The organism is Trinickia symbiotica, assembly GCF_003028655.1.
Classification (GTDB): Bacteria; Pseudomonadota; Gammaproteobacteria; order Burkholderiales; family Burkholderiaceae; genus Trinickia; species Trinickia symbiotica_A.
The window spans coordinates 200,253-214,141 of sequence record NZ_PYUC01000013.1 but is presented as its reverse complement, the minus strand read 5'-3'; the positions used below and the strand labels follow the sequence as shown (position 1 = coordinate 214,141).

The 13,889-nt window shown below is 64.5% G+C and carries 13 protein-coding genes; 10 read left to right on the top strand and 3 right to left on the bottom strand.

Annotated features, from left to right (window positions below):
- Positions 1–303 precede the first annotated feature (303 nt).
- A complete protein-coding gene (locus C9I57_RS24465) occupies positions 304–1,080 on the bottom strand; it encodes an enoyl-CoA hydratase (protein WP_107153167.1) in 777 nt (258 codons plus the stop codon).
- A gap of 143 nt (positions 1,081–1,223) precedes the next feature.
- Between C9I57_RS24465 and paaN the strand changes: the two genes are divergently transcribed.
- From paaN to paaK, 5 genes are all read left to right on the top strand, one after another.
- Complete coding sequence (gene paaN, locus C9I57_RS24460; protein WP_107153166.1) at positions 1,224–2,933, top strand: phenylacetic acid degradation protein PaaN; 1,710 nt, start codon at positions 1,224–1,226, stop codon at positions 2,931–2,933.
- A gap of 105 nt (positions 2,934–3,038) precedes the next feature.
- The gene (gene pcaF / locus C9I57_RS24455) at positions 3,039–4,241 is read left to right on the top strand and encodes a 3-oxoadipyl-CoA thiolase (RefSeq protein ID WP_107153165.1); all 1,203 of its coding nucleotides are present in this window, start codon (positions 3,039–3,041) and stop codon (positions 4,239–4,241) included.
- Between the two features lie 103 nt (positions 4,242–4,344).
- Positions 4,345–5,136: a 2-(1,2-epoxy-1,2-dihydrophenyl)acetyl-CoA isomerase PaaG gene (paaG, locus tag C9I57_RS24450; protein ID WP_107153164.1), complete on the top strand. Its 792-nt coding sequence runs from the start codon at positions 4,345–4,347 to the stop codon at positions 5,134–5,136.
- A gap of 1 nt (position 5,137) precedes the next feature.
- Positions 5,138–5,605 (top strand): hydroxyphenylacetyl-CoA thioesterase PaaI, encoded by a 468-nt coding sequence (gene paaI, locus C9I57_RS24445; protein WP_107153163.1) that lies wholly within the window; start codon positions 5,138–5,140, stop codon positions 5,603–5,605.
- A 79-nt stretch (positions 5,606–5,684) separates the two neighbouring features.
- Complete coding sequence (paaK, locus tag C9I57_RS24440; protein WP_107153162.1) at positions 5,685–6,989, top strand: phenylacetate--CoA ligase PaaK; 1,305 nt, start codon at positions 5,685–5,687, stop codon at positions 6,987–6,989.
- A gap of 138 nt (positions 6,990–7,127) precedes the next feature.
- Here the strand turns inward: paaK and mltA are convergent, their stop codons facing one another.
- Together mltA and apaG are read right to left on the bottom strand one after the other, a co-directional pair.
- A complete protein-coding gene (gene mltA / locus C9I57_RS24435) occupies positions 7,128–8,270 on the bottom strand; it encodes a murein transglycosylase A (RefSeq protein WP_107153161.1) in 1,143 nt (380 codons plus the stop codon).
- The gene (gene apaG, locus C9I57_RS24430) at positions 8,270–8,644 is read right to left on the bottom strand and encodes a Co2+/Mg2+ efflux protein ApaG (protein ID WP_107153160.1); all 375 of its coding nucleotides are present in this window, start codon (positions 8,642–8,644) and stop codon (positions 8,270–8,272) included. Before apaG ends, mltA begins: the two co-directional genes overlap by 1 nt.
- Positions 8,645–8,916: 272 nt before the next feature.
- Here apaG and rpe point away from each other — a divergent pair, with 272 nt between their 5' ends.
- From rpe to trpD, 5 genes are all read left to right on the top strand, one after another.
- Positions 8,917–9,603, top strand: coding sequence for a ribulose-phosphate 3-epimerase (gene rpe / locus C9I57_RS24425; protein ID WP_107153189.1), 687 nt, complete (start codon positions 8,917–8,919; stop codon positions 9,601–9,603).
- A 14-nt stretch (positions 9,604–9,617) separates the two neighbouring features.
- Entirely contained in the window at positions 9,618–10,385 is a 768-nt protein-coding gene (locus C9I57_RS24420) for a phosphoglycolate phosphatase (RefSeq protein WP_107153188.1), read from the top strand.
- Positions 10,386–10,673: 288 nt separating this feature from the next.
- Positions 10,674–12,167, top strand: coding sequence for an anthranilate synthase component I (trpE, locus tag C9I57_RS24415; RefSeq protein WP_107153159.1), 1,494 nt, complete (start codon positions 10,674–10,676; stop codon positions 12,165–12,167).
- 15 nt (positions 12,168–12,182) lie between these two features.
- On the top strand, positions 12,183–12,773 hold the full coding sequence (locus C9I57_RS24410) for an aminodeoxychorismate/anthranilate synthase component II (RefSeq protein ID WP_107153158.1): 591 nt from the start codon (positions 12,183–12,185) through the stop codon (positions 12,771–12,773).
- A 35-nt stretch (positions 12,774–12,808) separates the two neighbouring features.
- Complete coding sequence (gene trpD, locus C9I57_RS24405; protein WP_107153157.1) at positions 12,809–13,840, top strand: anthranilate phosphoribosyltransferase; 1,032 nt, start codon at positions 12,809–12,811, stop codon at positions 13,838–13,840.
- Positions 13,841–13,889 lie beyond the last annotated feature (49 nt).

Here is a 13,889-nt window from a genome sequence, read left to right as displayed (position 1 = left end):
CGCCTCGGCGCCGCTACCACCACTACCCTTCGGCACCGCCGTCTTGCGTTGCTGCATCAGCAGCAGAGAAGCGAGATTATGCAGCGTCACCCGCCAGTCGTCAACGAGTTTTTTGATTGCGTCGCACCCTGCTCAGCGTCACATCACTCACCCGCCAACCGCTGACCGCGCGCCTCGTTGACTGCACGATGCGCGCCGCTCGCCGTTCCCCTTCCCTCTCTCGCGCCGCCATCACCGACCGCGCGAAAGGGCGTGATTCTAGGCCGCTTCGCGAAGCGCCGCAAGGGGAAAATGAGCGCGCCGTCAGCGATGCTTGAAAACCGGTTTGCGCTTCTCGACGAACGCCGTCATCCCCTCCTTCTGATCCTCCGTCGCGAATAGCGAATGGAACAATCGGCGCTCGAAGCGCACGCCCTCGGCAAGCGTCGTTTCGTACGCGCGATTCACCGATTCCTTCACCATCATGACGGCGGGCAACGGGAACTCCGCGATCGTCGACGCGGCCGCGATCGCCTCGTCGAGCAACGCTGCCGCCGGCACCACGCGCGAGACCAGGCCCGCGCGCTCAGCTTCCGCCGCGTCCATGAAGCGAGCCGTTAGGCACATGTCCATCGCTTTCGCTTTGGACACCGCCCGCGGCAACCGCTGAGTTCCGCCCGCCCCGGGCATGATGCCGAGCTTGATCTCGGGCTGCCCGAACTTCGCGGTGTCCGCGGCGAAGACGATGTCGCACATCATCGCCAGCTCGCAGCCGCCCCCGAGCGCAAACCCGGCCACCGCCGCGATCACCGGCTTGCGAATCGAGCTCACCGCCTCCCAATTGCGAGTGATGTAGTCGTTCCGGTAAACGTCCATATAGGTGTAGCTCGCCATCATCCCGATGTCGGCGCCCGCCGCGAACGCTTTCTCACTGCCCGTCACGACGATCGCGCCGATACCATCGTCGGCATCGAACGCCTTCAGAGCGGCGCCCAGTTCGTCCATCAGCGCATCGTTGAGCGCGTTGAGCGCCTTCGGGCGGTTCAGCGTCACAAGCCCGACCCGACCGCGCGTCTCGACAAGAATGTTCTCGTAGGTCATCTGCACCCTCCTATGGTTTGTCTCGATACACCGCAAAAACGCTAGAAACCTTCGCGCGAACGATGGTACCATTCACCAACCAACCGGTCGGTCAATTAATTGGCAGCCGATCTTTCCCAACTCACGCCGCTTCCGTCTCCGACATGACACATCCTCTCTTTGCCAAGCACGAAGACACGCTCAAGCATGCGCTCGCCGCGATCGAAACCCGCGGCTACTGGAGCCCGTTCGCCGAAATGCCGAGCCCCAAAGTGTACGGGGAAAGCAGCAACGCCGATGGCGAGGCCGCGTTCAAGGCGCGTCTGAATCACACTTTCGAGCTCGATCAGCCGAGCACCGGCGACACGGTCGGTGCCGAGCAATCGCCGTACGGCTTCGCGCTCGGCATCCGCTACCCGAAAGCCGACGCGGGCGCACTGATCGCCGCCGCTACCGCCGCGCAGCGCGGCTGGCGCACGGCCGGGCCGGAAGCGTGGGCCGGCGTCAGCCTGGAGATCCTCGCCCGGCTCAACCGCGCGAGCTTCGAGATCGCCTATAGCGTCATGCATACCACCGGGCAGGCATTCATGATGGCGTTCCAGGCCGGCGGCCCGCATGCGCAAGACCGCGCGCTGGAGGCCGTCGCCTATGCGTGGGCCGACTTACGCCGCGTCCCCGCCGAAGCGCATTGGGAGAAGCCGCAAGGCAAGAATCCGCCGCTCGCGATGAAAAAGCGCTTTACGATCGCGCCGCGAGGCATCGGCCTCGTACTCGGCTGCTGCACGTTCCCGACCTGGAACGGCTATCCGGGCCTCTTCGCGGATCTCGCAACCGGCAACGCCGTGATCGTAAAGCCGCACCCCGGAGCGATCCTGCCGCTGGCGATCACCGTGCGGACTGCTCGAGACGTGCTGCGAGAGGCAGGCTTCGACCCGAATGTCGTCACGCTGCTCGCCACCGATCCGAACGACGGTGCTCTCGTGCAGGATCTGGCGCTGCGCCCCGAAATCAAGCTCATCGATTTCACGGGCAGCACCCAAAACGGCACCTGGCTCGAACGGCACGCACACCAGGCGCAGGTATTCACCGAGAAGGCAGGCGTCAATCAGATCGTCATCGACTCCGTCGACGACCTCAAAGCCGCCGCGCGCAACATCGCGTTCTCGCTCGCGCTCTACTCTGGGCAGATGTGCACCGCGCCACAGAACATCTATGTGCCTCGCAACGGCATTTCGACGTCCGCCGGGCACGCGAGCTTCGATGAAGTCGCTCGAGCGCTCGGGGAAGCCGTTGAAAAGCTGCTCGGCGATCCCGCCCGTGCCGTCGAGGTGCTGGGTGCCATTCAGAACGACGGCGTGTCCCGCCGCATCGACGAAGCACGATCGCTTGGCCAAATACTCGTCGACAGCAGAACGATCGATCATCCCGCCTTCCCCGGCGCGCGCGTACGCACGCCGCTCATGCTGAAACTCGACGCGGCAGCAGACAGCGCCAAATTCAGCGGCGAATGGTTCGGGCCCATCTCGTTCGTGATCGCCACGGATTCGACCGCGCAATCGCTCGACCTGGCCGGATCGACCGCAGCCGCGCATGGCGCGTTGACGTTGTCCGTCTATAGCACCGATGAAGCGATCATCGAAGCCGCGCACGAAGCGGCGATCCGCGGCGGGGTGGCGCTTTCGATCAATCTGACAGGCGGCGTGTTCGTCAACCAGTCGGCAGCGTTCTCGGACTTTCATGGAACCGGGGCAAATCCCGCGGCGAACGCGGCGCTGACGGATTCGGCTTTCGTGGCCAATCGATTCCGCGTGATTCAGAGCCGGGTCCATGTTGCGCCCCTTGCACAAGCCGCTCAAGTCGGCCAAACGGCATAGGCCGAACGGCCGAATGGCGCGCCGCCACGGCCCTCCGTACGATGATCCGACCGTCCCCTGGCGCCCCCGCGCCTAGGGACACGATTGCGAACTTCAGGAATCCCGATGAACGATGCCTACATTTGTGACGCGATCCGCACTCCATTCGGCCGCTACGCCGGCGCGTTGAAGGACGTCCGCGCCGACGATCTCGCGGCCGTACCGATCAATGCGCTGATGAAGCGCAACCCGGGCGTGGACTGGCGGGCGCTCGACGACGTCATTTACGGTTGCGCGAACCAGGCCGGCGAAGACAACCGCAATGTCGCGCGCATGGCTGCCTTGCTCGCGGGCTTGCCGACCGATGTGCCAGGCGCGACGCTGAACCGGCTCTGCGGCTCGGGCATGGATGCGGTCGGCACGGCCGCGCGCGCGCTGAAAGCCGGCGAAGCTCGCCTCTTCATCGCCGGCGGCGTGGAGAGCATGACGCGCGCGCCCTTCGTCATGCCGAAGGCGACGAGCGCCTTTTCGCGCCAGACCGAAATCCACGATACGACGATCGGCTGGCGTTTCGTGAACGCGGCGCTGAAAGCGCAATACGGGATCGATTCGATGCCCGAGACGGCCGAAAACGTGGCCGGACAGTTTTCGGTGAGCCGCGCCGATCAGGACGCCTTCGCACTGCGGAGCCAACGAAAAGCGGCCGAAGCTCAACGCAATGGAACACTAGCCGCGGAAATCGTCCCTGTCGTCGTCCCGCAGAAGAAAGGCGATGCGCTGCATATCGTGCAAGACGAGCACCCGCGCGAAACATCGCTCGAGGCGCTCGCCAAGCTGAAGGGCGTCGTGCGCGCCGACGGCACGGTGACGGCCGGCAACGCCTCGGGCGTGAACGACGGCGCATGCGCGCTTTTGCTTGCCAACGGCGAAGCGGCCGAGCAATACGGCTTGCGCCGCCGAGCGCGGATCCTCGGCATGGCGACGGCCGGCGTGGAGCCTCGCGTCATGGGCATCGGGCCGGCTCCCGCAACGCAAAAGCTGCTGGCTCGTCTCGGGATGTCGCTGAATCAGTTCGACGTCATCGAGCTGAATGAAGCGTTCGCCGCGCAAGGACTCGCAGTATTGCGGCTGCTCGGCGTGGCCGACGACGACCCTCGTGTGAATCCGAACGGCGGCGCGATCGCGCTCGGGCATCCGCTCGGCGCATCGGGGGCCCGGCTCGTGACGACGGCGCTCTACCAGCTCGAACGCACGGGCGGTCAATATGCGCTTTGCACGATGTGCATCGGCGTCGGTCAAGGCATCGCGCTCGCCATCGAGCGACTGTGAGCGGCATGGAGTGATTCCAATCCGACGGCTCGGGTAAGGCAGCCCGATCCGACGGATCGATGGGCACAAGCAGCCGCAAGCCAAGCGGCCAAGGAGACGAACGATGGTTTATGAAGCAATCAGTGTCGACGTCGACGCGTCCTCGCGCGTAGCCACCATTACGCTGAACCGGCCGGACAAGCTCAACAGCTTCACGCGCAAGATGCACGCGGAGCTGCGTTCCGCGCTCGACGAGGTCGAGGCCGCTAAGACGCGTGCGCTCGTGCTGACGGGCGCGGGGCGCGGCTTTTGCGCAGGGCAGGATCTCGCCGACATGAGTTTCGAGCCCGGAGCGGAGACCGACCTCGGGGCGCTCATCGACGAAAACTTCAATCCGCTCGTGCGCCGGTTGCAAGCCCTGCCGCTGCCCGTCATCGCCGCGGTCAACGGCATCGCGGCCGGCGCGGGCGCGAATCTGGCGCTCGCTTGCGATATCACGCTGGCCGCGCGCTCGAGCAGCTTCGTCCAATCGTTCGTGAAGATCGGCCTGATCCCTGACTCGGGCGGAACCGCCCTGCTGCCTCGCCGCATCGGCATGGCGCGCGCGCTCGGCCTCGCCATCACGGGCGACAAGCTCTCGGCGGAACAGGCGCAACAGTGGGGCCTCATCTGGCAGGTCGTCGAGGATGCGGATCTGCCCGCTGCCGCTCAGCAAGTCGCAGCGCAGCTCGCGCAACAGCCGACGAAGGCCATCGCCGCCATCAAGCGAGCCATGCACGCAAGCACCGTCAATTCGTTCGACCAGCAACTCGATCTCGAACGCGACCTGCAACGAGAACTCGGCGCCTCGCACGACTTTGCGGAAGGCGTCGCCGCATTCATCGAGAAGCGTTCCGCGCGCTTCGAAGGGCGATAGCATGTCTACGGCAACTCACGGTCTCGGCACCGGCGTTGATAAGACCGGCAACGAACTCGCTCAAGCGGTAGCCGAGGCGATGTACGCCGCCGACGCGTGCAGCCGCGCGCTCGGCTTCGAGCTTCTCGAAGTCCGCGCGGGATATGCGCGCATGCGAGCCGCGGTAAGGCCCGACTTCCTCAACGGCCACGACATCTGCCACGGTGGCCTGATCTTCACCCTCGCCGATTCGACTTTCGCGTTCGCCTGCAACTCGTACAACGTCAACACCGTGGCATCGGGATGCTCGATCGAGTTTCTGCGTCCGGTCCACGGCGGCGACACCCTGACCGCCGAGGCGGTCGAGCAGACATTGAACGGGCGCACCGGAATCTACGATATACGCGTCACCAATGGTGCTGGCGACACAGTGGCGATGTTCCGCGGCAAGTCGGCACAGATCAAAGGAACCGTGATTCCTACCCGCTGAGCGCCGATGCGGCGCGACGAAAAGCGCTCGGCTCCGAGCCGGTCGCAAACGTTTCACCAGGAGACAGAGGAGAGACCCGATGAACACCGCGTTCCCGCTCGAGCCCATAGAGACCGCAAGCCGCGATGAACTCGCCGCTTTGCAGCTCGAGCGACTGAAATGGTCGCTTGCGCATGCCTACGAGAACTCGCTCGTCTATCGACGCAAGTTCGACGAGGCGGGCGTGCGTCCCGAAGACCTGAAGACGCTGGCCGATCTCGCACGCTTTCCTTTCACGACGAAGCGCGATTTTCGCGACAACTATCCGTTCGGCATGTTCGCCGTACCGCAAGAGCGAATCTCGCGCATTCACGGGTCGTCCGGCACGACGGGCAAGCCTACGGTCGTCGGCTATACGGCGCGCGACATCGATACGTGGGCCAACCTCGTCGCACGCTCGATTCGCGCGGCCGGCGCCCGCCGCGGCGACAAGGTCCACGTCAGCTACGGCTACGGTCTCTTCACCGGCGGTCTCGGTGCGCACTACGGCGCCGAGCGCGCGGGCCTGACCGTCATCCCGTTCGGCGGCGGACAAACGGAAAGGCAAGTTCAGCTGATTCGGGATTTCAAGCCCGACATCATCATGGTCACGCCCAGCTACATGCTCGCGCTCGCCGACGAGTTCCAGCGCCAAGGGCTAGATCCCGCCGAATCGTCGCTGCGGGTCGGGATATTCGGCGCCGAGCCGTGGACGAACGAGATGCGTCTCTCGATCGAGCGGCGCATGGGCATCGATGCCGTCGACATCTACGGACTGTCCGAAATCATGGGTCCCGGCGTTGCTTGCGAGTGCATCGAAACGAAAGACGGCCCGACCATCTGGGAGGACCATTTTTATCCGGAAATCGTCGACCCGGAAACGGGCGCCGTCCTTCCCGACGGCGAGTTCGGCGAACTCGTTTTCACGTCGCTGACGAAAGAGGCGCTGCCGATCGTCCGCTATCGCACCCGCGATCTCACGCGGCTCTTGCCCGGTACTTCACGCACGATGCGGCGCATGGAAAAGATCACGGGCGGTTGCGACGATATGATGATCGTGCGCGGCGTCAATGTCTTCCCCACGCAGATCGAGGAGCTGCTGCTGAAGCAGCGGGCGCTTGCGCCGCACTACCAGATCGTGCTGACGAAGGAAGGTCCGCTCGACGTCATGACGCTCAACGTCGAGCCGATGCCCGACGCGCTCGCCGACCATGCGGCGATCGAGGCGGCAAAGTCGGCGCTCGCGTACGACATCAAAGCGTTGATCGGGGTCACCGCGATCGTCGAAGTACTACCCGTCAACGGGATCGAACGATCGGCAGGCAAGGCCCGGCATGTCGTCGACAAGCGCAAGGCCGGCGGTTGATGCGTGCGCGGGCCGCGGGGGCCGCGCAGGCAAGTCGGTCGGTCCTACCGAAGGGCGTGATAGGGAGACAGGCGCTGGGGCGGCGCTAGCAAGCGCTGCCCCGAACCGACGAGCGCATTCTTTAGCGGATTGCGTGTATCAGGAATTGGGCAGCAACAGCCACATCCGGCCGACCTGCTTCATCTTGCCGGCCAGATCGCCGGCTTCGTCGCCAAGGCCCCAGAAATAGTCGGCGCGCACGCCGCCCTTGATTGCCGTCCCGGTGTCCTGCGCGAAAACGAGTCGGTTCATCGGCGTATTGGTGAACGGCCGCGTCGTTTGCAGGAAAACGGGGGTGCCGAGCGGAATCCACGACGGATCGACGGCGATCGAACGCTGCGGCGTGAGTGGTACGCCAAGGGCGCCGATGGGACCGACGTCGGTGCTGCCGAGCGCCGGGTCGGCCGACGGCATCTCGCGGAAAAAGACGAACCGCGGGTTGGTGTCGAGCAGCGCGTCGACGCGGGCGGGATTGGCGCGCGCCCAAGCCTTGATGCCTTGCATCGTCGCCTGCGCGGGCGTCAGCTCACCATGATCGAGCAGCCACCGTCCGATCGATCGATAAGGCTGGTTGTTGCTGCCGCCGAAGCCCACGCGCATGACCGTGCCGTCGTCGAGCACGATGCGCCCCGAGCCCTGCACCTGGAGGAAGAAGGCCTCGATCGGATCGTCGACCCAGACGAGCTCACTGCCCGCCAGCGCGCCCGAACGCTCGAGTTGCGCGCGCGCCGGTAGCGTCGTGCCTGCCCGAAAGCCGGCCGGCCAGCGATAAAGCGGGTACTGGTACGGTCCGCGCCGCGTGCGGGAACCATGCAGAAGTGGCTCGTAGTAGCCCGTCACGAGCCCGTCGAGCGTACCGTCGCCGTTGGCAAGCTGAAAGGGTGTGAAATACGTTTCAAAAAACGTCCGGGCACCCGTGACATCCAGATCGTCGAGCTGAGCGGCCGCGGTGCAGGCGCGCCGCCACGAGGGCTCGCGTCCGACGCGCAGACAGTTCTCTCGCAACGCGGCCGTAGCACCGATCAGCGAATCGTCGTCCCAGCCCGGCACCTGCTGCCACGATACCGGCGTCAACCGCCCCGTGGGCAGTTGGCCCAAGGTTCCGGCCGCACTGCCCGCCGGTGAGGCCGTCGGGCGAACGACCGTGGGACCGCCGCAGGCCGCGAGCAGCATCGCCAGCAAGACGGCCGCGAACCACCCGGCTATGGCGCGCTCGATGCGCGTGGGAACGCCGGCCGCCATCAGTGCAGCGTACGCGGCATTTGCAACGTGAACTCGGACACGGGCGCCTCGAACCGCTCGCCGTCCTCCGCCACGCAGAAGTACTCGCCCCGCATCGTGCCGACGGGCGTCGCGATGACGGCCCAACTCGTGTACTCGAATTGCTCGCCCGGCTGCAGCAGCGGCTGATGTCCGACGACACCGAGGCCCTTCACTTCCTGCACTTTGGACTCACTATCGGTAATGATCCAATGGCGCGCGATCAACTGCGCGGGCACTTGCCCCGTGTTGCGAATCGTCAGCGTGTACGCGAAGGCGTACTGGCGGCGCTCAGGATCGGATTGTTCAGGCAGGTAGCGCGTTTGGGCCGAAACGCTGAATTGGTACTGGCTCATCGTGATTCTGTTCCGCTTTAATAAGTATCTGCTTAGACTCCAGCAAAAATCTGCTTAGTTTGGGTTCTACCCCTGCCCGAATACAATGGGCTGCACGGCGACGACATCGCAACAACGCCGGCGCGCACGGTTTTGCGTTCGGCATTGTCGCGCGTCGGAGTCTACACCCGCAATCGCAACGATGGTCGCCCCCTGCCCGAACACCGACGGGACGCACGGTAAAATACGGGCTTTCGTTGCCGCTCATCGTCGGCAAAGAGGATCGACTGGTCATGACGCAATTCCGTATCGCCCCGAGTATCCTGTCGGCCGATTTTGCCCGGCTCGGCGAAGAAGTCCGCAATGTCGTCGCCGCGGGTGCCGACTGGATCCATTTCGATGTGATGGATAACCATTACGTGCCGAACCTGACGATCGGGCCGCTCGTCTGCGAGGCGATTCGCCCGCACGTGCAGGTACCGATCGACGTCCACCTGATGGTACGTCCCGTCGACCGCATCGTGCCAGACTTCGCGAAAGCCGGCGCGAATCTGATCAGTTTTCATCCCGAAGCGTCGGAACATATCGATCGCACGCTGTCGCTGATCCGCGATCAGGGCTGCAAGGCGGGGCTCGTCTTCAATCCGGCCACGCCGCTGAACTACCTCGACCATGTGATGGACCGTGTCGACCTCGTGCTGATCATGTCGGTGAATCCCGGCTTCGGCGGGCAATCGTTCATTCCGGAAGCGCTCAACAAATTGCGCGCGGCGCGAGCGAAGATCGACGCCTATCGCGAAAAGACAGGTCGGGAGATTCATCTCGAAGTCGACGGCGGCGTCAAGGTCGACAATATCGCCGAGATCGCTCAGGCAGGGGCCGATACGTTCGTGGCCGGCTCGGCCATCTTCGGCAAGCCCGATTACCAAGCGGTCATCGCGGACATGCGAGCCCGGCTCGCGGCCGTCTCGCCTGCATGAGCGGCGGCTATTCCATGACTCGCCTCTCCACCGTACCGGCTGAAACGCCGAACCTTCCGCCGCTGCGACTGAAAGCTGCCGTCGTCGATCTCGACGGCACGATGGTCGACACGGCCGATGATTTCACGGCCGGTCTGAACGGCATGCTCGCCGAGCTCGGCGCCGCGCCGCCCGTCACGCGCGACGAAGTGATCGGCTACGTCGGCAAAGGCTCGGAGCATCTGATTCGCAGCGTGCTGGCCGCGCGCTTCGAGGCCGAAGACGCGCGGGCACGCTTCGATACGGCGCTCGCCGTCTATCAGGCCCAATACGCAAAGATCAACGGCAACCATACGCGGCTCTACCCCGAGGTGGAACGCGGTCTTGCGGCGCTGCGCGATGCCGGCCTGCGGCTCGCCTGCGTGACCAACAAGCCGCACCGCTTCGCGGTCGCGCTGCTCGAGCAATACGGCCTCGCGCGCTACTTCTCCTTCGTTTTCGGCGGCGACAGCTTGCCTCGCAAGAAGCCCGACCCTGAGCCGATGCTTGCGGCCTGCGCCGCGATGGGCGTGGCGCCGGGCGAGACGGTGGCGATCGGCGACTCCGAAAACGATGCGATCGCGGGCCGCGCGGCGGGTATGGCGACGCTGACGGTTCCCTACGGCTACAACCATGGCAAGGCTATACAAACGATCAAGTCGGATGGTATAGTCGCCACGTTGCTGGCGGCCGCGACCGTCATCGCGCATCATCATGCGAGCCTCGAAGCCGGGTCAGCAGCGTCTCAATCGTCGACGATCTAAGTCTTTCATCTCATGTTTCTGAGCAAAAAACGGAGTCCGAGCAGTATCGACCGGGGAGCTTGGCCCTGGCGTCGCTCGTCGCACTGACCTCTCCCGAGGTATGCTGGAAGTACCTGTCCAGCTCCGTTTTTTGATTCGCCGCGCACCCGCGCTCCCTTTGCTGCACAACTGGACGATAACGGCTGCCGCGTTACCGCCCGGGCTTGCGCTCCAACGGTTTGCCGTCCGCTCCGCATCGCCGGTAAGAATAAGGATGCGTGAGCGTCGGTCTACGAACAGGAACGAAACATGACCGAACTCGAATTCCAGTCCCTCGCAAGCGAGGGGTACAACCGCATTCCACTCATCGCCGAGGCGCTCGCCGATCTCGAGACGCCGCTCTCGCTGTATTTGAAGCTCGCGCAAGCCGAGCGTGGCGGCGCGAACTCGTTTCTGCTCGAATCCGTCGTCGGCGGCGAGCGGTTCGGCCGCTACTCGTTCATCGGGTTGCCGGCACGCACGCTCGTGCGCACGAAGAGCGGGGTGACGGAAGTCGCGCAGGACGGCAAGGTCGTCGAAACGCACGAAGGCGATCCGCTCGAGTTCATCGCGCAATTCCAGGCCCGCTTCAAGGTGGCGCACCGCCCGGGCCTGCCGCGCTTTTGCGGCGGGCTCGCCGGCTACTTCGGCTATGACGCCGTCCGTTACATCGAGAAGAAACTCGCGCAAACGGCGCCTCCCGACGATCTGGATCTGCCCGACATCGAGCTGCTTTTGACGGAAGAAGTGGCCGTCATCGACAACCTCGCCGGCAAGCTCTATCTGATCGTCTATGCGGACCCATCGGCGCCCGAGGCGTACGCGCGCGGCAAAGCGCGGCTGCGCGAACTGCGTCAGCGGCTGCACGCGACGGTGGAGCCGCCGATCACGTCGCCGAGCATGCGCACCGAAATCTATCGCGAGTTCGCGCGCGACGATTATCTCGCCGCGGTCCGGCGGGCGAAGGAGTACATTGCCGCCGGCGAGCTGATGCAGGTCCAGGTCGGCCAGCGTCTCATCAAGCCCTACCGCGACAACCCGCTCTCGCTCTATCGCGCGCTGCGCTCGTTGAATCCGTCGCCGTACATGTACTTCTACAATTTCGGCGACTTCCATGTGGTCGGCGCATCGCCCGAGATTCTCGTGCGCCAGGAAAAGCGCGGCGAAGACAAAATCGTCACGATCCGGCCGCTCGCCGGCACGCGGCCGCGCGGCAATACACCCGAGCGTGACGCGGAGCTCGCGACCGAACTGCTCAACGATCCGAAGGAGATCGCCGAGCACGTCATGCTGATCGATTTGGCGCGCAACGACGTCGGCCGCATCGCCGAGACGGGCACCGTCATGGTGACCGACAAGATGGTCATCGAAAAGTACTCGCACGTGCAGCACATCGTGAGCTCGGTCGAAGGCAAGCTCAAGCCCGGCACGACGAACTTCGACGTGCTGCGCGCGACGTTCCCGGCCGGCACGCTCTCGGGCGCGCCGAAGGTGCGGGCGATGGAGCTCATCGACGAACTGGAGCCCGTCAAGCGCGGCCTCTACGGCGGCGCCGTGGGCTATCTTTCGTTCAGCGGAGAAATGGATCTCGCCATCGCGATCCGCACGGGCCTCCTCCGCAACGGCAATCTCTATGTGCAGGCCGCGGCCGGCATCGTCGCCGATTCGGTGCCCGAATCCGAATGGCAGGAGACGGAGAACAAGGCGCGCGCCGTTCTGCGCGCGGCGGAGCAGGTACAAGACGGCCTCGACGCCGACTTCTGACCGGGAGAGCTAACCATGTTGCTCATGATCGACAACTACGATTCGTTCACCTACAACCTCGTCCAGTATTTCGGCGAGCTTGGCGAGGACGTGCGCACCTACCGCAACGACGAGATCACGCTCGACGAAATTGCGGCCCTGAATCCCGACACCCTTTGCCTCTCGCCGGGGCCGAGCAATCCGCAGCATGCGGGCATCACGCTCGACGTGCTGCGCCGCTTCGCGGGGGAAAAGCCGATTCTCGGGGTGTGCCTCGGCCATCAGGCGATCGGCGAGGCGTTCGGCGGGCGCGTCGTGCGCGCGAAAACGATCATGCACGGCAAGGTGAGCCGGATCGAAACGGACGGCAAAGGCGTATTCGCCGATTTGCCCAAGCATTTCGACGTGACGCGCTATCACTCCCTCGCGATCGAGCGCGACACGCTGCCCGATTGTCTCGAGATTTCGGCATGGACCGAGGATGGCGAAATCATGGGCGTGCGCCATAAGGAGCGGCTCGTCGAGGGGGTGCAGTTCCACCCCGAATCGATCCTGTCCGAGCACGGCCACGCGCTGCTCGAAAACTTTCTGAAAATGGCGAAGACGACTCACGCGGCGACGGCTTGAGCCGTCGAACGCATTAGCGCCGGAGCGAAGGCCACATCATGATCACCCCGCAAGAAGCGTTGCAGCGAACGATCGAGCATCGCGAGATTTTTCACGACGAAATGCTGCATTTGATGCGGCTCATCATGCGCGGCGATCTTTCGCCCGTCATGTCGGCGGCGATCATCACGGGCTTGCGCGTCAAAAAAGAAACGATCGGTGAGATCGCCGCGGCGGCCACGGTGATGCGAGAGTTCGCGAATCACGTGCAGGTGGCCGACAACTCGAATTTCGTCGACATCGTCGGCACGGGCGGCGACGGTTCGAACACGTTCAACATTTCGACAGCGACGATGTTCGTTGCGGCGGGCGCCGGCGCCAAGGTGGCGAAGCACGGCGGCCGCGGCGTGTCGAGCAAGTCGGGCAGCGCCGACGTGCTCGAGGCGCTCGGCGTCAACATCGACCTGAAGCCCGAGGAAGTCGCCCAATCGATCGCCGAGACGGGCATGGGCTTCATGTACGCGCCGAACCATCATCCGGCGATGAAGAACATCGCGCCCGTGCGCCGCGAACTCGGCGTGCGGACGATTTTCAACATCCTCGGCCCGCTCACGAATCCCGCGGGTGCGCCCAACCAGCTGATGGGCGTGTTTCATCCCGATCTCGTCGGCATCCAGGTGCGCGTCATGCAGCGGCTCGGGGCGAATCACGTCCTCGTCGTCTACGGCAAGGACGGCATGGACGAAGTCTCGCTCGGCGCCGCCACGCTCGTCGGCGAGCTGCGCGACGGCGAGATCCACGAGTACGAGATTCATCCCGAAGACTTCGGCCTGCAGATGGTGTCGAATCGCTCGCTGAAGGTGAACGACGCGAACGAATCGAAGCAGCTGCTGATCGAAGCACTGGAGAATCGACCCGGCGTGGCGCGTGAAATCGTCACGCTCAATGCCGGCACGGCGCTTTACGCAGCGAACGTCGCGGCATCGATCGCCGACGGCATTCAGATCGCCCGCGAAGCCATCGCGACCGGCCGCGCGCGCGCGAAGGTCGACGAATTCGTCCGCTTCACGCAGCAATTTAAGCAATGAGCAGCGCGTGATCATCACTACGCATCGAACGAACATCAGCAGCAAGCGT